The following is a 24472-nucleotide window of genomic DNA, read 5'->3' as shown; positions in this document are numbered from 1 at the left end:
GTAGAGATTTCGCGTGGTCGCTGCCGGTATGCACCGAACAAGGAGACATTCGTGGAACGCACACTTTTCGAGCCCGAGCACGAGCTGTTCCGGGAGTCGTACCGGAAATTTCTCGATCAGCACGTAGCGCCGAACCACGCGAAGTGGGAAGAGCAGAACATCGTCGATCGCGACGTCTGGGTCGAGGCCGGTAAGCAGGGCTTCCTCGGAACGGCAGCGCCCGAGGAATTCGGCGGCGGCGGAGTCAAGGACTTCCGCTACAACGCCATCGTCACCGAGGAAACCACCCGTGGCGGATACAGCGGTATCGGTTTCACCCTGCACAACGACGTCGTCGCGCCGTACCTGATCGATCTCGCGAACGACGAGCAGAAGGCGCGCTGGCTTCCCGGATTCTGCTCCGGCGAACTGATCACCGCGATCGCGATGACCGAGCCGGGAACCGGAAGCGACCTGCAGGGCATCAAGACCAAGGCGGTACGTGACGGCGACGACTGGGTGCTCAACGGCTCGAAGACGTTCATCACCAACGGAATCAACGCCGATCTGGTGATCGTCGTGGCCTGCACCGACCCCGAGAAGGGCGCACAGGGCTTCAGTCTGCTGGTCGTCGAACGTGACATGCCCGGATTCGAACGCGGCCGCAACCTCGACAAGATCGGCATGAAGGCCCAGGACACCGCCGAACTCAGCTTCACCGACGTTCGTGTGCCCGCCGCCAACCTGCTCGGCGACGAGGGCATGGGCTTCATCTACCTGATGCAGAACTTGCCGCAGGAGCGACTCTCGATCGCTGTCGTCGCCGCCGCGGCAATGGAATCGGCACTGGACATGACGATCCAGTACTGCCGCGACCGCAAGGCCTTCGGAAAGTCGATCGGCAAGTTCCAGAACACGCGCTTCGTGTTGGCGGAACTGGCCACCGAAACCACCGCCACCCGCATCATGGTGGACAAGTTCATCGAGCTGCTCAACGCAGACAAGTTGACTGTGCAAGAAGCCGCCATGGCGAAGTGGTGGACCACCGAGAATCAGGTCAAACTGATCGACCGGTGCCTGCAGCTGCACGGCGGCTACGGCTACATGAAGGAATACCCGATCGCCAAGGCGTACATGGATTCCCGTGTACAGACCATCTACGGCGGCACCACCGAGATCATGAAGGAGATCATCGGCCGCGGATTGAATCTGTGATCCGCTGATCCGAGACACGCGAAGGGCCGCAGCACTCCTGTGCTGCGGCCCTTCGCGTGTCACCTCGGTGACGATCCCTACAGCTTGCGCATCACGGTGACGACCTTGCCGAGGATCGCGGCGTTGTTGCCCGGGATCGGCTCGAACAGCGGGTTGTGCGGCAGCAGCCACACCTCGCCCTTGGACCGCTTGAACGTCTTGACGGTGGCCTCGCCGTCGATCATCGCAGCGACGATGTCGCCGTTGTCGGCCACGGACTGCTGACGAACCACCACCCAGTCACCGTCGCAGATGGCCGCATCGATCATCGATTCACCGACCACCTTGAGCAGGAACAGCGAACCCTGTCCGACCAGCTCGCGGGGGAGCGGGAAGACGTCCTCGACGGCTTCCTCGGCCAGAATCGGACCGCCTGCAGCGATCCGGCCCAGTACCGGCACGAACGTCGGGGTAGGCAGCCGATCCTGCTCCTCGGACGCCTGCGATCCGTCGACCGCGGCGGCTGCCTGATCGGCCTGCACCTCGTCGAGACCGCGGACGTCGACCGCGCGGGGCCGGTTGGCGTCGCGCCGGAGGAAACCCTTGCGTTCGAGCGTACGGAGCTGGTGAGCGACGGAGGAGGTCGATGTCAGGCCGACCGCGTCACCGATCTCTCGAATGCTCGGCGGGTAACCGCGCTCGGTCACCGAAGCTCGAATGACCTCGAGTACCTTCCGTTGCCGCTCGGTCAGACCCGCGCTGATGTCGGTGCCGACTTCCATGGCCTTGGATGTCGGTTCCGCGGCAGGCTTACCCGCTGCGGCCTTCGGTGCGGTGGCCCTGGCTCCGGTCGCCTTGGAACCGGTGGTCGTGGAAAGCGTGGTCGACCTCGTCGAGGTCTCGTCCTTCATGCTGTCGGCCTCCTGCTGGTGTCCTGGATCCGGTCTGCGTGGTAGGTCTGCGCGGACTGGAGTTGATGGTGTCGACTCGTGTGGCGTGTGGTTTCTGACACGAATCTAGCGTGTATCAGCTGTTGAATCAAACATCTGTTCGACTCGTGTCGCGTTTTCTGCAGACTTTGTCGGAGGCTCGTGATAGAACTTCGAACAAGCGTCCATCGAACGCCTGATCGAACAATCGATCCAACGAGCGAAGTCGAGGTTCCGATGACCATCATCACCGATCGCCCCACCGCCACCGGTGTCCGCGCCCGATCCACTGCCGTCGAGCGCCGCCGCCGGGCGCGTCCCGTTCTGCAGAGTCCCATCGGAACGCACGGTGTCACGGGAACCCGTACACAGAATTCACCGTGCCTCCCGGTCCTCGATCCGTCGTGGACCGACGTCACCGATCGCGAGCAGGCCGATCGCGAGTTCGACGCGACCTCGGCGCACTTCGCCGGCCAGCCGGTTCGGATGCGTTCGATCGTGCTGACGGTGTTGGCGGTCCTGGTGGTGGCGGGCGGGCTGATCGGCATCGCGAACCTGCGGGCCGTCGCCCCCGATGCCGGCGCGCAACCGGCGGGTGTGGTCGAGGTGCACGACGGAGCTGTCGTCGAGTACACGCCCGGCAGATGACCACCGGCACCGTCGGGTTCGAGGAGACTGAGTATCCTCGACAGACTGCCCCGATGTGCGTGCTCGTCGTCGGAGCATCGGCTACGACGGAGGATCCCTCATGCATTGCCCGTTCTGCAGGCATCCCGACTCACGCGTGGTCGACTCGCGTGAGATGGACGAGGGGCAAGCAATCCGGCGTCGTCGCTCCTGCCCGGAGTGCGGTCGCCGATTCACCACCGTCGAGGCCGCAGTGCTGGCCGTCGTGAAACGCAGTGGTGTCACCGAGCCGTTCAGCCGAGAGAAGGTCGTCAAGGGAGTCCGTCGCGCCTGCCAGGGCAGAGATGTCGACAACGACGCGCTGAACCTACTGGCACAACAGGTCGAGGACGCCATCCGTGCAGCGGGATCCGCGGAGATCCCCAGCAACGAAGTGGGCTTGGCCATCCTCGGTCCACTCCGCGACCTGGACGAAGTGGCCTACCTGCGCTTCGCTTCCGTCTACCGCTCGTTCAGCTCGGCAGAAGACTTCGAGAAGGAAATCCACGAACTGCGCAAGCACCGCGAGTCCGCAGACATCGACTGACAGGCCCGCCCATCAGCGACGCTGGTCCGAGATCGCCTTCTCGATGCGCTTCTCCGACACCGGGTACGCCGTGCGAATGCCCTGCGCGAACAGTCCGACGCGCAACTCCTCGATCATCCAGAATAGTTCCTGAACCCCGGAACTGTTCTTTCTGCTCTCCGGCAGCGAATCCAACAGTCGCCCGTACGAGGCGTACACCCGATCGAGCACGTCCATCGCAGCCGCGTCCCGGCCTGCACTGCTCGGCAGCGTCGTCAACCGCTTGGTCGCCGCGGCGAGGTAGCGCGGCAGGTCTGCGAGTCTGCGAGAGCCGAATTCGGTGACGAACCCTCGAAAGATCAAGCCGTCGAACTGTTCCCGAACATCGTCCGCCGGCTCGCCCGAGGAGGACTGAAGTTGCGCGGACAGCGCCAGGGCGGCGGTCAACACCGGGCGAACCAACGCCAGTATCGCAGCGGTGCGCTGCGGAACCTCGGCGTTGACGAGTGCCCTCAGTTTCTCGAAGGCATCCGGATCCCGGACCGGTCCTCCGTGCGCATCCATGGCCTCTTCGACCGCAAGTACTCGGCACTCCTCGAGGAGTGCGTCGACTCCACCGTACGGATTCTGGCCCAGTGCAAGACGTTCCGCGGTCGGTAGGCCGGCCAGCAATGCCTTGGTGCCCTTCGGAGCCGTCGACAGAAGCAAAGTTCTGGTTCCCGAGCGCATTGCCGCCCGCGCCTCGGCGGGGGTGCTGAGGACCCGCACCGCGACGCCGGGTCCTTCCGGAACCAGCGCCGGATAGCCGGTGACCTTCTGTCCACCGACCTGCCGAGTCACCGTCGGCTCCAACCGACCGAGCGTGCCGGAGGTCCAGGCCAGAGAGGGTGCGCGCTCCGCGTCGCCGACCGCGCTCGCCACCTGACGGCCGACCTCACCCGACAGGCTCGTCCGAAGAGCAGTCAGATCCTTGTTGCTGCCCAGCACCTTTCCGGACGGGTCGACGGCCGCGAACGTCATCTTCAGATGCTCGGGCAACGCGGCGGGGTCGAAATCCTTCGCCGTGATGTCGCACCGGGCAGCCCGGGACAACTCACGGGCCAGCGCCGTCACCAGAGTTTCCGCGCGCGGCTTCATGGCCGCCAACGCCGCGGCCGCGAAGTCGGGAGCCGGAACCACGTTGCGCCGCAGTGCCTTCGGCAGCGTCTTTATCAATGCGGTGACCAGCTCGCCGCGCATTCCCGGGACCAGCCAGTCGAATCCCACCGGCTGTACCTGAGCGAGCAGCGCGATCGGAATGCGCGCGGTGACTCCGTCGGCCGCGGTGCCCGGCTCGAACTGATACGTCAGTGGGAACTGGATCTCGCCCTGTCGCCATGCGTCGGGATACGCGCCGGTCAGTACCGAGGCCGCGTCGGAGTTGACGACGGTGGCGGTGGTGAAGTCGAGTAGGTGCGGGTCCTGTCTGCGTGCCTTCTTCCACCAGGTGTCGAAGTGTCGCGCCGACACCGCCTCCGGGGCGATACGTGCGTCGTAGAAGTCGAAGAGAGCGTCGTCGTCGACCACGATGTCTCGTCGCCGAGCGCGATGTTCTAGTTCACCGACGTCGTCGAGCAGCGCCCGGTTCTTGTGGAAGAACGCGTGCTGGGTCTTCCATTCACCCTCCACCAGCGCATGTCTGATGAACAGCTCTCGAGACGCCTCGGCGTCGATGCGGTGATAGTTCACCGGACGTTGCGTCACCAACGGAATGCCGTAGAGCGTCACCCGTTCGTAGGCCATCGCCGATTCCCGTTTGATGGACCAGTGCGGCTCCGAGTACGTCCGCTTGACCAGGTGCGGCGCCAACCGCTCGGCCCACTCGGGCTCGATGCGCGCAGCCATCCGGCCCCACAGGCGTCCGGTCTCGACCAATTCGGCGGCCATGACCCAGCGCGGGGGCTTCTTGAACAGACCCGACCCGGGGAAGATCGCGAAGTGAGCCCCACGCGCGCCGAGGAACTCACGCTTGTCACCCTCCCGGAGCCCGATGTGCGAGAGCAGTCCGGACAGCAGCGACTGATGCAGCGCGGTCTCGGTGGAGTCGGCGTCGGGAACCGTCCACCCGAGGCCACGGGTGATCTGACGTAGCTGACCGTGCAAATCCTGCCACTCGCGAATACGTAGGTAGTGCAGGAACTCGGTGCGGCACATACGGCGGAACTGGTTGGAGGACAACTCGTTCCGCTGTTCGCGCAAATAGGTCCACAGCTTCACGTACGCGAGGAAGTCGGAGTTCTCCACCGCGAAGCGCGCATGCTTCTCGTCCGCCGCCTGCTGATGCTCTGCCGGCCGCTCCCGAACGTCCTGGATCGACAGCGCGGCAACGACCACCAACGCATCGCGGAGAGATCCGTTGCCGTTGGCCTCGACCAGCATTCGCGCCATCCGTGGATCGACCGGAAGCGCCGAGAGTTCCCGGCCGATGGGGGTGAGCTCCGCGGTGCCGTCCTTGGTGGCAGGCTTCAGTGCCCCGAGCTCTTCGAGCAGTCCGATTCCGTCTCGGATGCTCCGCGGATCGGGTGGTTCGACGAACGGGAACGCGTCGATCTTGCCCAGCCCGAGTGCGGTCATCTGAAGGATCACCGACGCCAGGTTGGTACGCAGAATCTCCGGCTCGGTGAACTGCGGACGTGACTCGAAATCTTCTTCCGAGTACAGCCGGATGCAGATGCCGTCGGCGACGCGGCCGCAGCGGCCGGCCCGCTGCCGCGCCGATGCCTGGGAGATCGGCTCGATGGGAAGGCGTTGAACCTTGGTACGCAACGAGTATCGCGAGATTCGGGCGGTACCCGGGTCGACCACGTAGCGGATTCCGGGGACCGTCAGCGATGTTTCCGCAACGTTCGTCGAGAGCACCACGCGCCTGCCCGAGTGCGGGGAGAACACTCGATGTTGTTCGGCCGCAGATAGTCTCGCATAGAGTGGAACGATCTCGGTGTTGCGCAGATTTCGGTCGTTCAAGGCGTCGGCGGTGTCGCGAATCTCGCGCTCACCGGACAGGAACACCAGAATGTCACCGTCGCCCTCGGCCATCAACTCGTCGACGGCCTGGCACGTCGCGTCGACGGGGTCGAGATCGATCGTGGTGTCCCCGGCGTCGACGGTCAGTGGCCGGTAGCGCATCTCGACCGGGAACGTGCGGCCGGAGACCTCGATGATCGGCGCGGGCACGCCGTCGCGCGCGAAGTGCCGAGCGAAACGCTCGGGATCGATCGTCGCCGAGGTGATGACGATCTTCAGGTCGGGTCGGCGGGGGAGGAGCTGCGCGAGGTAGCCCAGGATGAAATCGATGTTGAGGCTGCGCTCGTGGGCCTCGTCGATGATCAGGGTGTCGTACTGGCGGAGCAGCCTGTCTCGCTGGATCTCCGCCAGCAGGATGCCGTCGGTCATCAGCTTGACGAGGGTCGCATCCGAGGACTGATCGGTGAATCTCACCTTGTAGCCGATGGATTCACCCAGTGGTTCACCCACCTCCTCGGCGATGCGTTCGGCGACGGTGCGAGCGGCGAGTCGACGGGGCTGTGTGTGACCGATCGAGCCCCGGATCCCGCGCCCCAGTTCGAGGCAGATCTTGGGGATCTGAGTGGTCTTGCCGGAGCCGGTCTCGCCGGCGACGATCACCACCTGGTGCTCGGCGATGGCCGCGGCAATGTCGTCCTTGCGAAGACTGACCGGAAGTGACTCGGGAAATTCGAGCTTGGGCACCGCAGCCCGGCGGTTGGCGACCACGGTCTCGGCGCGGGTGATGTCGCGGTCGAGTGCGGCGAACGCGTCGTCGGTACGCGCCTTGTCCAATCGCCGCCGCAGCCGGTTCTCGTCGCGGATGGTGACCTGGGCCAGACGTGTGGCGAGAGCGCGACGCTGAACGGACGGGTTCGAGGTAGACATACTTCACCCAGGATATCGGTTTCGGCAGTGCCACCGAATGCAGGTCGTGACTGTGCCAGGATCGCCACATGAGCATCTCGCAGGATGTGATGGTCCAGCCGCGCACTCCCGTAACGATCAGGACTTTGCGCGTACTGTTCGCGGCGCTCACCGCCTCGGCACTGATCTCGATCGTCCTGGACGGTCTCGCCTCCACGACGTTCTCGCTGGCCAACTACTTCAGCTACTTCACCGTCATGAGCAACGTGCTGACGGTGCTGGTGCTGCTGGTCGGCGGCGTCGTCGATCCACGCGCAGCGCACTGGCAGCTCGTTCGGGGTGCCGTCACCCTCTACATGGTCATCACCGGGATCATCTACGCAGTACTGCTCGCCAACATCGATGTGGGCGTGGCGGATCCATGGACGAACAACGTGGTGCACCGCATCATGCCCGTCGTCCTGCTGATCGACTGGATCCTCACGCCACCGCGACGGCAGATCTCGGAATCGCGCAGCCTGACATGGCTGCTGTTTCCACTTCTCTACGGGATCTACACCCTCGTCCGTGGGCCCGTTGTCGACTGGTATCCCTATCCGTTCCTCGACCCACGCGTCCAGGGCTACCTCGCGCTCGCCATCGGCCTGCTCGTTCTCACCGTCGCCTTCGCGTTGATGGCTCTCGCGGTCGGTGCACTCGGGCGGATCGCCGGACGGTGGAGGTACGGATCGGGCTCGGCCGGGACCACGTGACTACTGTGTACCGCATGTCTTCTGCCACCGGAACCACACACTCTTCCGCGCTCTGGCACGGTTTCGCCGACATGGGAGCCGTCACGTCCAGCGGCCCGTTCGTCGTCTCCCGCGGTGAAGGTGCCTACATCTACGACCACGCGGGTACCGAATACCTCGACGCCACCGCCGGCCTGTGGTTCACCAACGTCGGCCACGGCCGTCGGGAGATCGCCGACGCCGTTGCGACGCAGTTGAGCTCGATCGCCCACTACTCGAACTTCGGTGACTTCGTACCCGAGACCACACTGGCACTCGCCGATCGTCTCGCGGCGATCGCCCCGGTACCGGGCAGCAAGATCTTCTTCACCTCGGGTGGCTCGGACTCCATCGACACCGCCGCGAAACTCGCGCGGCGCTACTGGGTCGAAATGGGTCGACCGAGCAAGACACTGATCGTCGGCCGGCAGAAGGCCTACCACGGGATGCACGTCGCGGGAACAGCGCTGGCCGGCATTCCGGTGAACAAGGAGCACTACGGCGAGCTCATGTCCGACGCCCGAACGGTGGCGTGGGACGACGCGAAGTCGCTGCTGGCACTGATCGAGGAGGTCGGTGCCGAGAACGTGGCCGCATTCTTCTGCGAGCCCGTGATCGGTGCCGGCGGCATCTACCTCCCACCGGAGGGCTACCTGCGCGAGGTGCGGCAGATCTGCCGCGACAACGACGTACTGTTCGTCGCGGACGAGGTCGTCACCGGATTCGGCCGTATCGGCGGCAGTTGGTTCGCCTCCACTCGATTCGAGCTCGAACCGGATCTGATGACCACCGCCAAGGGGCTCACGTCCGGATACGTACCGATGGGTGCGGTGTTCATCGCCCCGACGATCGCCGAGCCGTTCTTCGCGGGCGGCGTGTGGTGGCGGCACGGGTACACCTACGGTGGCCATGCCGGAGCGGCCGCGGCCGCGATGGCCAACCTCGACATCATCGAGCGCGAGGAACTGCTGTCACACTCGAAGCGCATCGAGGCGGCGTTGCACACCCACCTCGCGCCGTTGGCCGCACACGAGAGGGTCTCGGAGATCCGGAGCGGAATCGGTGCGGTTGCCGCCGTGCAGCTCGCCGACCCGGCCGAGGCATTGCCCTTCGTCAAGACGCTTCGAGCGCACGGTGTGTCCAGTCGCGCGGCCGGTCAGGGTGCGATGCAGATCTCGCCGGCATTCGTCATGACGAATGCCGAGATCGAAGAGCTGGCCGCGCGTATCCTCAGCGCGCTCGGCTGAACCGGAGCCTGCTGCGCAGCTGCTGTCCGCGTGAGCGCGGGGCAGCAGCTGCGGGCTGCGGCTCGTCGGGGACGGCGGCGAAGCGCCGGTGCAGCCGATCTCGTACTTCCTCGGGCGCGTATGCGCGACGCTTGCGTTCGGATCGGACCACCAACGCCCCGGTGGCCGCGACACCGACCATCCCGGCGAGACCGAGGGCCTTCCACACGTTCATCCGGCCACCGTACCGTCACGAGATCTAGGGTGTGGACCATGAATCCGTCGCGAATCAGCCTCGATACTGCAGTCGAGGCAACCAGAACGGGCGACATCTGGATCTTCCGCGGACAGTCGAATGCCGATCGCGCTATCCAGGCACTGACCAACAGTCCCGTCAACCACGTCGGAATGGCCGTCGTGATCGACGACCTGCCTCCGCTGATGTGGCACGCCGAGCTGGGAAAGTCGTTGCAGGACATGTGGAGCGGAAATTTCCAACGCGGGGTTCAGCTGCACGATCTGCGTGCGGCCGTCACCCAGTGGGCCACGAAGTACGAACAGCGTTGTTGGCTGCGGCAATTGGACGAGTCCGTGACGACTGCGCAGGAGGACGCCCTGCTGCGCACGATCGCCCGGATGGACGGAACCGCGTTCCCGACCACTGCGGCGCTCGCCGGTCGGTGGTTCCGGGGCCGAGTCCCCGCACTGCGTCGCAACCGACGCGAGGGAGCGGCACTCGAAACCGCCTACTGCGCCGAGGTGGTCGCCATGACCTACGACGCGATGGGTCTGCTCACGGGCAACAAGAAAGCCAACTGGTTCGACCCGGGAAAGTTCTGGAGCGGCGACCGACTGCCACTGGCCGACGGAGTTCGTCTCGGCGAGGAAATCGAAGTGGACGTACCCGTCACACGCTGATCGACGCGTCCGCCGCGGTGCGTCCGCCCAGTTCCACCCAGCCGTCGCCGATGGTGGTGCGCAACCGCGATCCGGCTCCCTGCACGATGTTCAGGCTCCGGCCGAGTTCACCGGTCAGCCGGACGGCGGCAGCACCGGTCGCCTCGTCCTCGGCGATACCCATCATCGGTGCGAACATGCGCGATCGCAGCGTGCCGTGTTCCTCGTCGGTCCAGGCCCAGACGTAGTGGTGCCCACTGTCGTACGCACTCGGATCGGCTGCCGCCACCTCGGCCGCATCGTGAACCCGATGGAAGGTGAACTGCGGAGTCCAGTCGGCGCGAGCGCGAACCCAGGTGTGCTCGCCGTCGTAGCGGATGCTCAACGGTCCGGCAGGGACGGTGAGCACGTCGACGGGATGTCCCTGCTCGCGGAGCCACCACGAGAGTCCGACCGTGGGATGTCCGGCGAAGGGTAGCTCCACGGCGGGGGTGTGAATGGTCGCCGAGGCCGTACCGGACTCGGTGCGATCGACGAACACCGTCTCGCTGAAGCCGAGCTCGGCGGCGAACTGCTGCCTGTCGGCCTCGTCCACGTCGCCCGCGGCCACGATGCCGAGGGGGTTGCCGAACCTGCCGTCGGCATCGGTGAACACTCGGACGACGGAGACGTCGGTAGCCATGCCCGGATGGTACCGAACGCCGAACGAGGGACCCGCGGCCGCGGATCCCTCGTTCGGTGAACAGTGCGAGACGACGCTCAGACGGCGGCACCGTCGAGGATTCGCCCTGTTTCGATCGCCTGCGCGACACCTGCGACGATCGACGCGGCACGGATGGCCTCGAAGATCTTCTCGCGGTCGACGCCCTCGGCGCGCAGGGTCTTCTCGTGTGCCTCCAGGCAGTGGTTGCACCCGTTGACGGCCGACACCGCGAGCGACCACAGCTCGAAGTCGGCCTTGTCCACGCCAGGGTTGCCGATGATGTTCATGCGCAGGCCGGCGCGCAGATCGTCGTACTTGCCGCCGAGGTATCCCTTGGTTCGGTAGAAGACGTTGTTCATGCCCATGATCGACGCGGCACCGAGTGCCGCGTTGTACGCCTCGGCCGACAGTGAATCGGCAGCGTCCTCGGCGATCTCCTTCAACGTCGTCGCGGACTTCGACGCTGCCGCCACCGACAGCAGCGTGCCCCACAGCTGCTGCTCGCTGAGCACCGTGGAACGGGCGATGGAACCGAGATTGAGCTTGAGGTCCTTGGCGTACTCGGGGACGGCGTTCTTGAGGTTGTCGATCGTCATGTCAGACGCTCGCCGTCAGCAGTTCGCCTGCGTCGATGGTGGGATCACCCTTCTTCCAGTTGCAGGCGCAGAGCTCGTCGGACTGCAGGGCATCGAGGACTCGAAGGACCTCGTCGACGTTGCGGCCCACCGAGCCTGCCGTGACCGAGACGAACTGGATCTCGTTGTTGGGGTCGACGATGAACGTGGCGCGGTCGGCGACACCATCGGCGTTGAGAACGCCCGTGGCAGCAGCCAATTCACGCTTGAGATCCGACAGCATCGGGAACGGGAGGGTCTTGAGCTCGTCGTGCTGTGCCCGCCACTGGAAGTGGACGAACTCGTTGTCCACCGACGCACCGAGGACCTGTGCGTCACGGTCCTCGAACTCCTCGTTCAGCTTGCCGAACGCGGCGATCTCGGTGGGGCACACGAACGTGAAGTCCTTGGGCCAGAAGAAGACGATGCGCCACTTGCCTGCATGATCGTCACTGGTGACGGTGGTGAAGTAATCGTCGGGCTGCTGAGCGTTCACCTTGGACAGGTCGCCGCCGATGACGGCGGTCAGGTTGTATGAAGGGAACTGGTCGCCAATTGTCAACAGTGCCATGTGGTCTCCTCGTGTCGAATGATCGCGTCGGTTCCGTATGTGAGCGGTTCGGGGTCGGTGGCGTGACTGCAGCCGTACGAGCCCGGCCGACCGGTACGAGTGTGCCAAAAGTGTGGTCAAAGGTAAACGTGATGAGTGGCACTACACTGATAGGCGTGACCGATCGAAGCTATCAGCCGACCCTGTCGCATCTGCGGGCGTTCGCAGCGATCGCACGTCATCGCCACTTCGGTTCTGCCGCAGCGCAACTGAGTATCACCCAGCCTTCGCTGTCGCAGGCTCTTGCTGCGCTCGAGAAGGGGCTGGGAGTGCAGCTGATCGAGCGCAGCACTCGCCGGGTGTTGTTGACGCCTGCCGGCGGTCAGTTGCTCGCTCGGGCCACCGCGGCACTGGACGGGGTGGACGGATTCGTCGCTACCGCAGCAGGATTGGGTGGCCACCTGACCGGTGGTATCAGGCTCGGAATCATTCCGACCGTGGCACCGTACGTGCTGCCGGCAGTACTCCCGGCCGTACGCGCCGAGTACCCCGACCTCGTGCCGAGGATAGTGGAGGATCACACCGCCCGACTGCTCGACGCACTCCGCTCCGGTGACCTCGACGTCGCCGTTCTCGCGCTGCCCCTCGCCGACCCGGGATTGATCGAAATATCCATGTACACCGAGGATTTCGTGCTCGCGTTACCTGCCGAGCACCCACTGGCGGGGCGGCGGGATCTGGACGTCGCCGACCTCCGAGGCCTGCCTCTGCTCCTGCTCGACGAGGGGCACTGCCTGCGCGAGCAGACCCTCGACCTGTGCCGCTCGGTCGACATCGAGCCCGACGCGAGCGCTACCCGGGCGGCGTCGTTGACCACGGTGGTGCAGTGCGTTGCAGGCGGGCTGGGTCTGACGCTGCTGCCGCGCAGCGCCGTCGAGGTCGAGGTCGCTCGTGCGGGCCTGTCCACCGCGGAATTCGCACACCCGGCTCCCGGCCGCACGATCGGTCTCGTGCACCGATCCACGAGTGCGCGCTCGGCCGAATACCGGGCGCTGGCAAGTCTTCTCGCCACCGAGGTTCGTGCCGGCCAAGCAGATGGCCTCAGCCGGGCGTGATCACGATCTCGTCGAACACGATCTCGCCTGCCGCATCGGACTCGGGCACATCGACGACGGCGTCGAGCGACCAGCCGTGGTCCCCGTCGGGGTCCTCCAACACCTGACGCACCGTCGTGGACTCCGCACCGACGTTCAGGGTGAACAACGCGGGGCCACGGGCCGACGGGCCGGTTCCGATCGAGCCGTACTCGGCGAAGAACGGCTCGAGTTCGGCCTCCCAGTCCGGGCCGTCGTCGAGGTCGTCGAGCGTGTTCCACTGTCGGCGCGCCGCCAGGTCCACGCGGCGGAAGATCGCGTTGCGCGCGAGGATTCGGAAGGCTCGCGGGTTGGCCGAGATCGGACGCGGCACGTCGGATCCGTACGCCTCCACGAGCGCTTCCGGCTCGGCACCGGGATCGGTGAGGTTCTCCCACTCGTCGAGCAGGCTCGAATCCACCTGCCGAACGAGCTCACCCAGCCACTCGGTGATGTCCTGTACCTCTTCGGTTCGAGACTCCGGCGGAACCGTCTGGCGCAGTGTGCGATAAGCGTCGGCGAGATACCGCAGGACGAGTCCCTCGGACCGCATCAGACCGTAGTGGCTGATCAATTCTGCGAACGTCATCGCGCGCTCGACCATGTCGCGGACCACGGACTTGGGCGACAGGCCGACCTCGGAGAGCCACGGATGGGTGCCGCGGTAGATCTCGAATGCCGGAACGAGCAGCTCTGCAAGAGGTTTCGGCCACGTGACCTCCTCGAGCAGCTCCATTCTCTCGTCGTACTCGATGCCGTCGGCCTTCATCTGCGACACCGCTTCGCCGCGCGCGGCGTGCTGCTGTGCCATGAGGATCTGACGCGGATCGTCGAGGGTCGACTCGATGATCGACACCACATCGAGGGCATGGGTCGGTGATTCGGCGTCCAGCAGGTCGAAGGACGCGACCGCGAACGTCGACAGCGGCTGATTGAGCGCGAAGTCCGGTTGCAGGTCCACCGTCAGTCGAGCATGTCGACCGTCGGCGTCCGGCTCGTCGAGTTGCTCGACGATGCCCGCATCGACCAGACCACGGTAGAGCGAGAGCGCCCGTAAGATGTGCTTGCGCTGAGCGGGCCGGGTCTCGTGATTGTCCTCGAGCAGGTGTCGCATGGCATGAAAGCAATTGCCCGGCCGGGCAATGACATTGAGCAACATCGCGTTGCTCACCGAGAACCGGGACGTGAGCGGCTCCGGGCTGGCGGCGATGATCCGCTCGAATGTCGGCTCACCCCACGAGACGAAACCGTCGGGTGCCTTCTTGCGCTGCACACGCTTGAGCTTCTTCGGATCGTCGCCGGCCTTGGCCACCAGACGCGCGTTCTCGATGTCGTGTTCGGGGGCCTCCACCACGACGGTGCCGAGGGTGTCGTAGCCGGCTCGGCCCGCGCGTCCCGCGATCTGATGGAACTCGCGGGCCCGAAGCTTGCGGGTGCGGATGCCGTCGTACTTGGTCAGTCCGGTGAACAACACCGTGCGAATGGGAACGTTGATGCCCACCCCCAACGTGTCCGTTCCACAGATCACCTTGAGCAGACCGTCCTGCGCCAGCTTCTCGACCAACCGTCGATACTTGGGCAGCATGCCGGCGTGGTGCACCCCGATGCCGTGCCGAACCAGTCTCGACAGGGTCTTCCCGAAACCTGTGGTGAAGCGAAAGGCGCCGATGGCCTCGGCGATCTCGGCCTTCTCCTGCTTGGACGCGACATTGACGCTCGTCAGCGCCTGGGCTCGTTCGAGTGCCGCGGCCTGCGTGAAATGTACGACGTACACCGGCGCGAGATGCGTTTCCACCAGTTCTTCGATGGTCTCGCTGATCGGAGTGGTGACGTACGAGAACATCAGCGGAACCGGACGTTCGGAGCCCGAGACGACGGTGGTCGTGCGTCCGGTGCGCCGGGTCAGATCGTCCCGGAAGAACGAGACATCGCCCAGGGTCGCGGACATCAACAGGAACTGGGCGTGCGGCAGTTCGATCAACGGCACCTGCCAGGCCCACCCTCGATCGGGCTCGGAGTAGTAGTGGAACTCGTCCATGATCACCTGGCCGATGTCGGAGCCGCGGCCCTGACGCAGGGCGAGGTTCGCGACGATCTCGGCGGTGGCGCAGATGATCGGGGCTCCGGAGTTCACCGACGCGTCGCCCGTCATCATGCCGACGTTCTGAGCACCGAAGATCTCGCACAGAGCGAAGAACTTCTCGCTGACCAGTGCCTTGATCGGCGCGGTGTAGAAGCTGCGTATGCCCGCGGCCATCGCGGCGTAGTGGGCTCCGATGGCCACCATCGACTTACCCGATCCGGTCGGCGTCGCGAGGATGACGTTGGAGCCGGAGACCAGCTCGATGAGAGCTTCCTCCTGCGCGGGATACAGGGTCAGACCGCGATCGGCAGTCCAGGTGGTGAATGTGTCGAACAGGACGTCCGGGTCGACGCCGTCGGACCGAGCGGCGGCGGTATCGGGAATCAGTTCGGTGAGAAGCACCTCTACAGGCTATGTGGGATCGACGGCCGGACCCGCATCGACACCGCGCCGGGCGGGGTCCGGCGATGCGTCAGGTGGCGCTGCGTTCGTCCGAGCCCATGGCTCCGAGCACTGCCAGTCGCGTACTCGCGCTGCCGGTGATCATGTCCTCGCCGACACCGGTGATGAGCAGGTTGCGCCACCGCACTTCGTCGAACGTCAACGACGGGGTGGAATCGATGAAGTCCTCCACGACCTGCAGGAAGCGCATCGGGTCGTCTCGGAACGGAAAATGTCCGGAATTCTCGAACACCTCCAATGTGGAACCGGGCATGGCCGAGTGAGCGAGGTGCGCATGACTGACCGGAATCACCGAGTCCTGATCACCCCAGACGAGCAGCACCGGCAGATTCTCGGTCAGGTAACACCGGTCCAGCATCGTGACCACCTGGCCGCGCCAGTCCACGACGGCGCGCAGGGTCCGCAGATACGCCTCGTACGTCGTCGGGGCCGGAAGCTCGCTCAGCACTCGGATCAGATCCGGAGTGTCGTGCAGGAGCGACCCGGGACGCAGGGGAGAGCTGTGCAGTGTGCTCAGGAGGCTGCCCGCCAACTTCACCGCGGGGATGGCACCGGGCAGGCGGAGCAGTTTGACCGCCTCGCTGAGAAACGGCATGGATGCCAGTCGAAGAAGGGGATGAACGTCCTTGGTGACGCCACCGGAGGACACCAGAGCCAACCTGTCGACCATGCCCGGGAACTGGTAGGCGAACTGCATGGCGACCCCGCCGCCCAGTGAGTGTCCGACGACGGTCACGTGTTCGATGCCCAGCACCGAGAGCAGGTCACGCATGCCGTTGGCGTACGCGGCGACGGAGTAGTCGGCACGGGGCTTGTCCGAGCGACCGTGCCCGAGCAGATCCGGAGCGATGACGGTGTAGTTCTTCGCGAGGTGCGGGATCACCTCGTTCCACGTCTCGGAGTTGTCGCCGATCCCGTGGATCAACAACAGGACCGGTCCTTCACCGGCCATGCGGAACGCCCGCCGGTATCCGTGAATGGTCCGGAAGATCAGCCGTGGCTCTTCGTCGGGAACCGGGCGGAGCTTGCGACTGCGCGGATTGGTGCTCATCTGCGCCTCCTGAAATTCCCTGGTGCACCGCGCGAGGCGGCACACGACGGCGACGCCGTGCACGAGTGTGTGGACGTACGTACCCGAGTACGTGTTGGTACGACTCTTGCACGAGATGACGCTCGGGGCAGAACATCGGGCGTATTTGCGGTTACAGGTATGTTTCGATCCGCCCGAACTGTCCGATGTGCGCGCCCGAGCGATCATCTTCTGTGACCGCTCACACTGCTACTGCTCGGTGGTGTCCTCTCCCTCGTCGAGACCGGCCTGCTCGGCGAGGAAGCGCTCGAACTCGGCCCCGAGCTCGTCGCCGCTCGGTAGTGGCTCGTCGCTGGCCAGCAGCGTCGACTGCTGTTCCTGCGCGGCCACGTAGGTGTCGTACTGACGCTCGAGTGCCTGCACCACCGACTGGACTTCTTCGTTTCCGGTGATGTGCTCGTTCACCTGCTCCCGAACCCGTGCGGCAGCTTCACCCAGCGCGGCCAGCGGCAGGTCCAACTCGGCGGCTTCGCTGACGTTTTCGAGCAGCGTTTCGGCTGCACCGGGGTAGTCCGTCTGGGCGAGGTAGTGCGGTACGTGCACCGAAAAGCCCATCGACTCGTGGCCGTGCTGCGCCATCCTGAGCTCGAGCAGGGACGACGCGCTGCCGGGCACTTGCAGGTCACCTGCCCAGCTGTTGCCTTCCTTGACCAGCTCCTTGTCGCTGGCGTGGGCCGTCACACCGAGCGGCCGAGTGTGCGGAATGGCCATCGGGATCGAGCCGAGACCGATGGTCCGACGGACTCCGAGCTGTTCGGCGAGCAGGCGAACGGCAGTGGTGAACTTCTCCCACCGCAGATCCGGTTCCATACCGGCCAGCAGCAGGAACGGGGTGCCGGTGCGGTCCTTGACGGCATAGAGATTCAGTTCGGGAGCGTCGTAGTCCGAGAAATGATCGGACTTGAACGTCATCGTCGGACGACGGGACCGGTAGTCGATCAACTCGTCGACGTCGAACGACGCGACGAGTTCCGACTCCAGGCTCTCGCGCAGATGAGTCGTCGCCAACTTCACTGCGTGACCCGCGTCGGAGAAGCCCTCCAGACCGTGCACGAGGACGGGTCCGACTCCGTCGTTGGAGAAGATTTGCGGTGCCGGAAACTCCAGCTCGTACATCTTCGACTGTTCGGTCATGGCCGGGCCCCTTTCGGATCGACTCGTAGGTACCTCGAAGCGAGCATCGGGTAAGAATACGCCGATCCTGGGCGCGAGCCCCGTACCCGCCGACGTCGATCGTGGCGATTCACTATCCGAAAGAACAACCGGTGGACCGCTGTTCATTCCCCGCCCCGGGTTGCCCTCGTGCCGAGGACGACATCAGCGGTCGAAGTTGGCCAGCGCACGGATCTTGTTCGTGACATCGAGGGCGGCAACCTTGTACGCCTCCGACAGTGTGGGGTAGTTGAACACCGCATCGACGAGGTAGTCGATGGTGCCGCCGCACCCCATCACGGCCTGCCCGATGTGCACCAGATCCGTCGCACCCGACCCGAAGATGTGTACGCCGAGAATCGACCGGTCCTCAGTGGAGACGAGCAGCTTGAGCATGCCGTACGAGTCGCCGGCGATCTGACCGCGAGCGAGTTCGCGGTACCTCGACACCCCCACCTCGTACGGAATCGATCCCTTCGTCAGGTCGACCTCGGTGGCTCCGACGTACGAGAACTCGGGAATCGAGTAGATGCCGATGGGCTGCACATCGGTCAGTTTCGCGCTGAACTCGCCGAACGCATGGTACGCCGCCAGCCTGCCCTGATCCATCGACGTCGCGGCCAACGCCGGAAATCCGATGACATCACCGACTGCGTAGATGTGATCGACCTTGGTCTGGAAATGTTCGTCGACGAAGATGCGACCGCGCGCGTCGGCCTCCAGACCGGCGTTCTCGAGTTCGAGTGCCGTCGTCAGACCCTGACGGCCTGCCGAGTACATCACCGTCTCCGCCGGGATCCGCTTGCCGCTGGCAAGGGTGGTCACCGTTCCGTTCGGGCCGACGTCGACTGCGGTCACCGCCTCCCCGAAGCGGAACGTCACCGCGAGATCGCGGAGGTGGAACTGCAACGACTCGATGATCTCGCGATCACAGAAGTCGAGCATCGAATCGCGCTTCTCGACAACGGTGACCTTCGTTCCCAGAGCAGCGAACATCGATGCGTACTCGATTCCGATGACCCCGGCCCCGACCACGACCATGGACGCCGGAATGAATTCGAGATTGAGAATCCCGTCGGAGTCGAGGACGCGGTAATCGTCGAACGCGATGTCGGCGGGACGCGCGGGAGCGGTGCCGGTGGCGATCACCACATTGGCTGCCTTGACCGTGATGCGTTCACCTCGCGACTCGTCCTCGATCACAATGGTGTGCGCGTCGAGGAACTTTCCGACGCCGGTGATGAGCTCGATCCGGTTGCGCAGCAGTTGCGAGCGCACCACCTCGATCTCCTTACCGATCACGTGCTGGGTTCGCGCCAACAGATCGGCCGGAGTGATGTCGGCCTTCACCCGATAGCTCGCCCCGTACAACTCACGTTGATTCATGCCCGTGAGGTACAGAACGGCCTCGCGCAGCGTCTTGGACGGAATGGTGCCGGTATTGACGCAGACCCCGCCGAGCATGTGTCCCTTCTCCACGATCGCCACCCGCTTGCCGAGCTTCGCAGCCGCAATGGCCGCCTTCTGGCCACCTGGGCCGGAGCCGATGACCACCAGGTCGTACTCCATGGGTTCAGACATTCGTCATAGGTACCGCTCGCACGCAAAGACTGCGTGCCCACCCGGTCACAACCTTGTGAACTCCGAGATTCGGAGGCCGAACCCATGCAGATGTCGCCACGTACTGATGCGTTGTGCGAGGCTGAGCCCAGCACGAAACACCCGATTCACAGTGGAGGAACACATGCCGCAGCAGGTCCGCGCTGTCGTTGCCAAGAGCAAGGGCGAGCCCGTCTCCATCGAGACGATCACCATCCCCGATCCCGGGCCGAACGAGGTCGTGGTCAAGATCGCGGCCTGCGGGGTGTGCCACACCGACCTGCACTACCGCGAAGGCGGCATCAACGACGAGTTCCCGTTCCTGCTCGGACACGAGGCAGCCGGAATCGTCGAGACCATCGGCGACCGCGTCGAGCACGTCGAGGTCGGAGACTTCGTCGTCCTGAACTGGCGCGCCGTGTGCGGCGAATGTCGAGCCTGCAAGCGCGGCACCCCGTGGTACTGCTTCGACACCCACAACGCAGCACAGAAGATGACCCTCGAGGACGGCACCGAGCTGACCCCTGCGCTGGGCATCGGCGCATTCGCCGAGAAGACCCTGGTGCACGAGGGTCAGTGCACCAAGGTCGCCGCAGACGCCGATCCCGCCGTCGTCGGACTGCTCGGCTGCGGAGTGATGGCCGGGCTCGGGGCAGCGATGAACACCGGCAACGTCTCGCGCGGAGACTCGGTGGCCGTGATCGGCTGCGGCGGCGTCGGCGATGCCGCGATCGCCGGAGCCCGCTTGGCGGGCGCATCGACGATCATCGCGGTCGATCGCGACCCGGGCAAGCTCGAATGGGCCCTCCAACTCGGAGCCACCCACACCGTCGATTCTTCCGTGGTCGACGCCGTCGAGGCCGTGCAGGAGCTGACCGGAGGCTTCGGTGCCGATGTGGTGATCGACGCCGTCGGCCGTCCGGAGACCTGGAAGCAAGCGTTCTACGCACGCGACCTCGCCGGAACCGTGGTGCTCGTCGGCGTTCCGACTCCCGAGATGACTCTCGAGATGCCGCTCATCGACTTCTTCTCCCGCGGCGGCTCGCTGAAGTCGTCCTGGTACGGCGACTGCCTGCCCGAGCGCGACTTCCCGCAGTTGGTGGACCTGTACCAGCAGGGCCGTCTGCCGCTCGAGAAGTTCGTCACCGAACGCATCACCATCGAGGACGTCGAAGCCGCGTTCGACAAGATGCACAAGGGCACCGTGCTGCGGTCGGTGGTGATCCTGTGAGTGGTCGATTCCGTGTCCAGAACGTGGTCACCTCGGGCACGTTCAGTCTCGACGGTGGCACCTGGGACGTCGACAACAACATCTGGCTCATCGGCGACGACGACGAGGTCGTGATCGTCGACGCAGCCCACACCGCGGCCCCGATCGTCGACGCGGTAGCCGGTCGCACGGTCAAGGCCGTCGTCTGCACACACGGTCACAACGATCACGTGACCGTGGCACCCGAGCTCTCGGACACCCTCGACGCGCCGATTCTGCTGCACCCGGCCGACGAGATGCTGTGGGAGCAGACGCACCCGGGCGTCGGGCACTCCACCCTCGAGGACGGCCAGCGCATCACCGTTGCCGGAACCGACATCCTGGCGTTGCACACACCCGGGCACTCACCGGGATCGACGTGCCTGTACCTGCCGGAGGCGGGGGAGTTGTTCAGCGGCGACACCCTCTTCTCCGGCGGTCCGGGTGCCACCGGCCGGTCGTACTCGGATTTCCCGACCATCATCGGGTCCATCCGTGATCGACTCTTCGCGCTTCCCGTCGAGACTCGCGTCAACACCGGGCACGGCGACGGCACGCGCATCGGCGACGAGGCACCGCACCTCGAGGAGTGGATCGCCCGCGGAAGCTGACATCGCGACACTGCGGTAGGTCGCCTGCCGCGTTCGAGGTGGTCGGAATGAGACAGTGGTGGGACGCCGGAGCGAGTGCTGCGGCGTCCCACCTACTCGAAGAGGACGTCTTGTGAGCCCCGCCGCACGGAGAACCCGCCTGACCAGCGCTGCCACGTCGGCGGCGATCGGAGCGCTCGTACTGGTGGGGTGCAGCTCGACCGTCACGGGCACCGCTGAACCCAGCGCAGGCAGTGCCACCTCGTCGGCGCGGTCCGGTGTGGATCTCAGCACGCTGCTGATCGACCCGTCCAGCTTCCCGGCACCGTACGACGCCCTGGTTCTGCCCCAGCAGGCGATCTCGCAAGCCGCACCCGATCTCAGCGGAATACCGGCCGGTGCCGAGGTCAGCCCGGCGGGATGCAAGCCTGCCGACCAGGACTTCGGCCCGACGGGAACGGCCATGATCGTCGGAACCGACAACGACAGTCGATCGACCATCTCGATCGAGTTGACCGCAGTGGACGAACCGCTCTCGGCGCGCAAGGAGCAGCTCGAACAGTGCGGGGAGGTGACGGCAACCAAGTCCGGTGCGACCTCGACGGTGACCTCGACTCTGACGCCGGCACCGCCCATCGACGCGGACGACACCTTGGCCGTCCGGCAGACCGTTGCATCGGGTGCAGGCGGCGACGCCGTCACGCAGTCGATGCTGACGTTGATGGCCCAGATCGACGGGGTGCGAGTGTCGGCCACGTTCATGTCGTTCGGCTCGGGCACGCCCGACGCGATGACCCTCGACGAGCTGTTCACCGCGGCCGTCCAGAAGGTCGGCCAGGGCTGACGAAGCGATAGCAGATCGCACCGACACGAATCGGTCGTCCACAGCTCCGGCGACTCGATCGGTCCACAACACACCGGTTCTCCACAGGGCAGTTCGAAAGCTCAGGTCGGGACTTCGTCGGTCGTCAGGACCCCGGCCAGGATTCTCCGGTATGCACACACCGACGAATTCACACGACAACTTCGACTCCCGCCATCGCGTTCGACTCGGTCAGGTGAGCGACCTGATGGCAGCCGTGCCGGCCATGCTCGGATTCCACCCGCATCGATCGATGGTGCTCATCGCGGTCCAGGACGGCGGTGCCGGCGTCGGACCCACGATGCGTCACGACCTCGTCCTGGCAGGCGAACACGCCGATCGGCGCGCAGGCGGTCGTACCCGCGCGACCGAGGAGATGCTCGACGCCATCGGCTACCTTGCCGGCTACTGCGCGAGGGAGAACATCCCCGCGGTCATGGCGGTGTTCGTCGACGACAGGCTCGACCGAGCCGTCAGAACAGCGCATCTGCTCGACGTCGAAGCGCTGGTGATCGAACTCGACGCCGCACTCGCATCGTTCGGAGTGCAGCTCGGCGAGGCCCTCGCGGCGTCGGAGATCGCCGATTCCGCCGAGTGGTGGACCTTGCGCGGACCGCAGCGGCACGGCCTGATATCCGATCCTTCGGCGTCTCCGATGACCGTGGCACGCGTGCTCGACGGCTACTCCGTCCGAAAGTCCAGGTGCGAGCTCGCCGAGACCATCGCACCGGGCCCCGACGCGACGGTGCGGGCCGTGGCGGCCGAGATGTCGCGACAACGGCGCGAGGGCACCCGGTCTCGTACCGACGACTTGACCTCGGTGCTGTCGTACATCGCACGCGGACCGTACGACACCGAATTGGATCCGGCCGACATCGCTCGGATCGCACTCGCGATCGGCCACGTCCAGGTGCGTGACGCGGTGTTGGCGTTGACGCTTGGCGACGACGCGGGATTCGTCGAAGAGTTCTGGGCGAGAATGTCCCGCGTCCTACCGAAGGGCGCACGCGCCGTCGCCGCAACACTTCTGGCCTTCAGCGCGTACGTGCGCGGAGACGGGCCGATGGCCCGCGTCGCGATCGACGCTGCACTGGAAGCCGACGAGACGTACTCACTGGCGCGACTGCTGGACCGATCGCTCAGCGCTGGCGCAGGTCCCGAACTCGTTCGCGAAGTGGCCGAGAGCGGCTTCGCGTGCGCGCGCGTCTGCGGAGTTCGGTTGCCCGGGGACCCGTTCGGTCGACGGTGACGGCCGGTCGGGCACATCGATGATCGGCCGGCAACGCGGGTCAGCGCGCTGCGTGCGACCGATCGCCGAGCTGCTGCAGGAAGGTCCACGCATCGGCCACGATCCGATCGAGATCGGTCAGCTCCGGCGTCCATTTCAGCTCCTCGACCGCACGCGCACTCGAGGCGATCAGGACCGCAGGATCACCGGCACGACGGGGAGCATGTTCGACGGCGATGGGCAGACCGGTGACGCGCTCGCAGGACGAGATGACCTCGTGCACGGAGAATCCGGTGCCGCTGCCGAGGTTGTAGATGGTGTGCTCACCCGGTTGTGCGGCATCGACGGCGAGAATGTGTGCCTCGGCCAGGTCTGCGACGTGGATGTAGTCGCGAACAGCCGTACCGTCCGGAGTGGGCCAGTCGGTACCGAACACCGAAATCTTCTCGCGCTGCCCCAGAGCGACCTGAAGCACGAGCGGAATCAGGTGGGTCTCGACGACGCGATTCTCGCCGAAACCGTTGTAGGCACCGGCGACGTTGAAGTACCGGAGGCTGGTGGCTGCGAGGCCGTAGGCCGCGGCGTACGAGGTGATCGCGTGATCGATCGCGAGTTTGGTGGCACCGTAGGGATTGGTGGGGCGGGTGGGTGCGTCCTCGGTGATGGGAGTCTTCTCGGGCTCGCCGTACGTGGCGGCGGTCGAAGAGAACACCAGCTTCGCGGTGCCGGATGCTCGGATGGCATCGAGCAACGCCAGCGAGGTGACGACGTTCCCGCTCCAGTACTTGTCGGGCGAGACCACCGACTCGCCCACCAGAGATTGCGCGGCGAAGTGCAGGACGGCGTCGAAGCCGCCGCCGATCAACACGTCCGCGGCGACGTCCTTGACGTCACCTTCGACGAACGTGGCACCACCGGGCACGGCGTCCCGGTTACCGGTGGACAGGTTGTCCACGACCACGACCTCGTGTCCGCGCTCGACGAGCACGGCCGCGCAGACGCTGCCGACGTAGCCCGCACCACCGGTGACCAGAAGCTTCACTGTTCGTTCTCCCTCACAC

Annotated in this window: 22 protein-coding genes; 11 read left to right on the top strand and 11 right to left on the bottom strand. The window is 65.4% G+C overall.

The features are described from left to right. Positions 1-51 precede the first annotated feature (51 nt). Entirely contained in the window at positions 52-1194 is a 1143-nt protein-coding gene (locus tag NY08_RS06175) for an acyl-CoA dehydrogenase family protein (protein ID WP_045195435.1), read from the top strand. Between the two features lie 77 nt (positions 1195-1271). Here the strand turns inward: NY08_RS06175 and lexA are convergent, their stop codons facing one another. Continuing rightward, complete coding sequence (gene lexA, locus NY08_RS06170; protein ID WP_032398406.1) at positions 1272-1955, bottom strand: transcriptional repressor LexA; 684 nt, start codon at positions 1953-1955, stop codon at positions 1272-1274. A gap of 384 nt (positions 1956-2339) precedes the next feature. Here lexA and NY08_RS06165 point away from each other — a divergent pair, with 384 nt between their 5' ends. Together NY08_RS06165 and nrdR are read left to right on the top strand one after the other, a co-directional pair. Beyond that, positions 2340-2750, top strand: a complete 411-nt coding sequence (locus NY08_RS06165) for a hypothetical protein (protein WP_045195433.1) — start codon at positions 2340-2342, stop codon at positions 2748-2750. 100 nt (positions 2751-2850) lie between these two features. Beyond that, positions 2851-3315 carry a transcriptional regulator NrdR gene (gene nrdR / locus NY08_RS06160; protein WP_008716872.1) on the top strand — a complete coding sequence of 155 codons (465 nt, stop codon included), beginning with the start codon at positions 2851-2853 and terminating at the stop codon, positions 3313-3315. Between the two features lie 12 nt (positions 3316-3327). Here the strand turns inward: nrdR and hrpA are convergent, their stop codons facing one another. Further along, complete coding sequence (gene hrpA, locus NY08_RS06155) at positions 3328-7224, bottom strand: ATP-dependent RNA helicase HrpA (protein ID WP_045195431.1); 3897 nt, start codon at positions 7222-7224, stop codon at positions 3328-3330. Positions 7225-7292: 68 nt separating this feature from the next. On the opposite strand from hrpA, the gene NY08_RS06150 reads away from it, so the two are divergent. Beyond that, a complete protein-coding gene (locus tag NY08_RS06150; protein ID WP_235387121.1) occupies positions 7293-7955 on the top strand; it encodes a Pr6Pr family membrane protein in 663 nt (220 codons plus the stop codon). A gap of 14 nt (positions 7956-7969) precedes the next feature. Beyond that, a complete protein-coding gene (locus tag NY08_RS06145) occupies positions 7970-9220 on the top strand; it encodes an aminotransferase family protein (RefSeq protein ID WP_045199825.1) in 1251 nt (416 codons plus the stop codon). Here NY08_RS06145 and NY08_RS06140 read toward each other — a convergent pair. Then, positions 9204-9434: a hypothetical protein gene (locus NY08_RS06140; RefSeq protein ID WP_032397902.1), complete on the bottom strand. Its 231-nt coding sequence runs from the start codon at positions 9432-9434 to the stop codon at positions 9204-9206. The two genes, NY08_RS06145 and NY08_RS06140, sit on opposite strands and share 17 nt — an antisense overlap. Positions 9435-9472: 38 nt before the next feature. On the opposite strand from NY08_RS06140, the gene NY08_RS06135 reads away from it, so the two are divergent. Then, on the top strand, positions 9473-10117 hold the full coding sequence (locus NY08_RS06135; protein WP_032397903.1) for a hypothetical protein: 645 nt from the start codon (positions 9473-9475) through the stop codon (positions 10115-10117). Here NY08_RS06135 and NY08_RS06130 read toward each other — a convergent pair. The 3 genes from NY08_RS06130 to NY08_RS06120 form a co-directional block, all read right to left on the bottom strand. Continuing rightward, positions 10107-10778, bottom strand: coding sequence for a PhzF family phenazine biosynthesis protein (locus NY08_RS06130; protein ID WP_045195428.1), 672 nt, complete (start codon positions 10776-10778; stop codon positions 10107-10109). The genes NY08_RS06135 and NY08_RS06130 overlap by 11 nt on opposite strands. Before the next feature lie 77 nt (positions 10779-10855). After that, a complete protein-coding gene (locus NY08_RS06125) occupies positions 10856-11395 on the bottom strand; it encodes a carboxymuconolactone decarboxylase family protein (protein WP_032397905.1) in 540 nt (179 codons plus the stop codon). 1 nt (position 11396) lies between these two features. Then, positions 11397-11984: a peroxiredoxin gene (locus tag NY08_RS06120; protein WP_032397906.1), complete on the bottom strand. Its 588-nt coding sequence runs from the start codon at positions 11982-11984 to the stop codon at positions 11397-11399. Between the two features lie 155 nt (positions 11985-12139). On the opposite strand from NY08_RS06120, the gene NY08_RS06115 reads away from it, so the two are divergent. Next, positions 12140-13078 carry a hydrogen peroxide-inducible genes activator gene (locus NY08_RS06115; RefSeq protein ID WP_045195426.1) on the top strand — a complete coding sequence of 313 codons (939 nt, stop codon included), beginning with the start codon at positions 12140-12142 and terminating at the stop codon, positions 13076-13078. Here the strand turns inward: NY08_RS06115 and NY08_RS06110 are convergent. The 4 genes from NY08_RS06110 to sthA form a co-directional block, all read right to left on the bottom strand. Continuing rightward, positions 13065-15581 (bottom strand): DEAD/DEAH box helicase, encoded by a 2517-nt coding sequence (locus tag NY08_RS06110; RefSeq protein WP_045195424.1) that lies wholly within the window; start codon positions 15579-15581, stop codon positions 13065-13067. The two genes, NY08_RS06115 and NY08_RS06110, sit on opposite strands and share 14 nt — an antisense overlap. A gap of 70 nt (positions 15582-15651) precedes the next feature. Further along, entirely contained in the window at positions 15652-16692 is a 1041-nt protein-coding gene (locus NY08_RS06105; RefSeq protein ID WP_032398408.1) for an alpha/beta fold hydrolase, read from the bottom strand. A 228-nt stretch (positions 16693-16920) separates the two neighbouring features. Further along, the gene (locus NY08_RS06100) at positions 16921-17865 is read right to left on the bottom strand and encodes a proteasome assembly chaperone family protein (protein WP_032397909.1); all 945 of its coding nucleotides are present in this window, start codon (positions 17863-17865) and stop codon (positions 16921-16923) included. A gap of 183 nt (positions 17866-18048) precedes the next feature. Next, positions 18049-19464, bottom strand: a complete 1416-nt coding sequence (gene sthA, locus NY08_RS06095; protein WP_045195421.1) for a Si-specific NAD(P)(+) transhydrogenase — start codon at positions 19462-19464, stop codon at positions 18049-18051. 163 nt (positions 19465-19627) lie between these two features. Between sthA and NY08_RS06090 the strand changes: the two genes are divergently transcribed. From NY08_RS06090 to NY08_RS06075, 4 genes are all read left to right on the top strand, one after another. Next, positions 19628-20713, top strand: a complete 1086-nt coding sequence (locus NY08_RS06090) for an S-(hydroxymethyl)mycothiol dehydrogenase (RefSeq protein ID WP_045199824.1) — start codon at positions 19628-19630, stop codon at positions 20711-20713. Then, positions 20710-21342: an MBL fold metallo-hydrolase gene (locus tag NY08_RS06085; protein ID WP_045195419.1), complete on the top strand. Its 633-nt coding sequence runs from the start codon at positions 20710-20712 to the stop codon at positions 21340-21342. The genes NY08_RS06090 and NY08_RS06085 overlap by 4 nt, the downstream gene beginning before the upstream one ends. A 112-nt stretch (positions 21343-21454) precedes the next feature. Continuing rightward, on the top strand, positions 21455-22165 hold the full coding sequence (locus NY08_RS06080; protein ID WP_082073702.1) for a DUF5642 family protein: 711 nt from the start codon (positions 21455-21457) through the stop codon (positions 22163-22165). Positions 22166-22316: 151 nt separating this feature from the next. Further along, positions 22317-23432 carry a DUF4192 domain-containing protein gene (locus tag NY08_RS06075; protein ID WP_045195417.1) on the top strand — a complete coding sequence of 372 codons (1116 nt, stop codon included), beginning with the start codon at positions 22317-22319 and terminating at the stop codon, positions 23430-23432. A gap of 40 nt (positions 23433-23472) precedes the next feature. Here NY08_RS06075 and galE read toward each other — a convergent pair whose 3' ends face one another. Then, entirely contained in the window at positions 23473-24453 is a 981-nt protein-coding gene (gene galE, locus NY08_RS06070) for a UDP-glucose 4-epimerase GalE (protein ID WP_045195416.1), read from the bottom strand. Positions 24454-24472 lie beyond the last annotated feature (19 nt).

Origin of the sequence: Rhodococcus sp. B7740 (assembly GCF_000954115.1) — a bacterium.
Taxonomy (GTDB): Bacteria; Actinomycetota; Actinomycetes; order Mycobacteriales; family Mycobacteriaceae; genus Rhodococcoides.
The sequence above is the reverse complement of the archived record's forward strand: the minus strand, read 5'-3'. Positions and strand labels throughout refer to the sequence as shown.

Coding starts and splice junctions, on each gene's coding strand:
- NY08_RS06090 (WP_045199824.1), top strand. CDS start 19,628: ATGCCGCAGCAGGTCCGCGCTGTCGTTGCCAAGAGCAAGGGCGAGCCC.
- hrpA (WP_045195431.1), bottom strand. CDS start 7,224: ATGTCTACCTCGAACCCGTCCGTTCAGCGTCGCGCTCTCGCCACACGT.
- NY08_RS06075 (WP_045195417.1), top strand. CDS start 22,317: ATGCACACACCGACGAATTCACACGACAACTTCGACTCCCGCCATCGC.
- NY08_RS06145 (WP_045199825.1), top strand. CDS start 7,970: ATGTCTTCTGCCACCGGAACCACACACTCTTCCGCGCTCTGGCACGGT.
- NY08_RS06165 (WP_045195433.1), top strand. CDS start 2,340: ATGACCATCATCACCGATCGCCCCACCGCCACCGGTGTCCGCGCCCGA.
- NY08_RS06100 (WP_032397909.1), bottom strand. CDS start 17,865: ATGACCGAACAGTCGAAGATGTACGAGCTGGAGTTTCCGGCACCGCAA.
- lexA (WP_032398406.1), bottom strand. CDS start 1,955: ATGGAAGTCGGCACCGACATCAGCGCGGGTCTGACCGAGCGGCAACGG.
- sthA (WP_045195421.1), bottom strand. CDS start 19,464: ATGTCTGAACCCATGGAGTACGACCTGGTGGTCATCGGCTCCGGCCCA.
- NY08_RS06150 (WP_235387121.1), top strand. CDS start 7,293: ATGAGCATCTCGCAGGATGTGATGGTCCAGCCGCGCACTCCCGTAACG.
- NY08_RS06135 (WP_032397903.1), top strand. CDS start 9,473: ATGAATCCGTCGCGAATCAGCCTCGATACTGCAGTCGAGGCAACCAGA.
- NY08_RS06140 (WP_032397902.1), bottom strand. CDS start 9,434: ATGAACGTGTGGAAGGCCCTCGGTCTCGCCGGGATGGTCGGTGTCGCG.
- NY08_RS06105 (WP_032398408.1), bottom strand. CDS start 16,692: ATGAGCACCAATCCGCGCAGTCGCAAGCTCCGCCCGGTTCCCGACGAA.
- NY08_RS06120 (WP_032397906.1), bottom strand. CDS start 11,984: ATGGCACTGTTGACAATTGGCGACCAGTTCCCTTCATACAACCTGACC.
- nrdR (WP_008716872.1), top strand. CDS start 2,851: ATGCATTGCCCGTTCTGCAGGCATCCCGACTCACGCGTGGTCGACTCG.
- NY08_RS06125 (WP_032397905.1), bottom strand. CDS start 11,395: ATGACGATCGACAACCTCAAGAACGCCGTCCCCGAGTACGCCAAGGAC.
- NY08_RS06130 (WP_045195428.1), bottom strand. CDS start 10,778: ATGGCTACCGACGTCTCCGTCGTCCGAGTGTTCACCGATGCCGACGGC.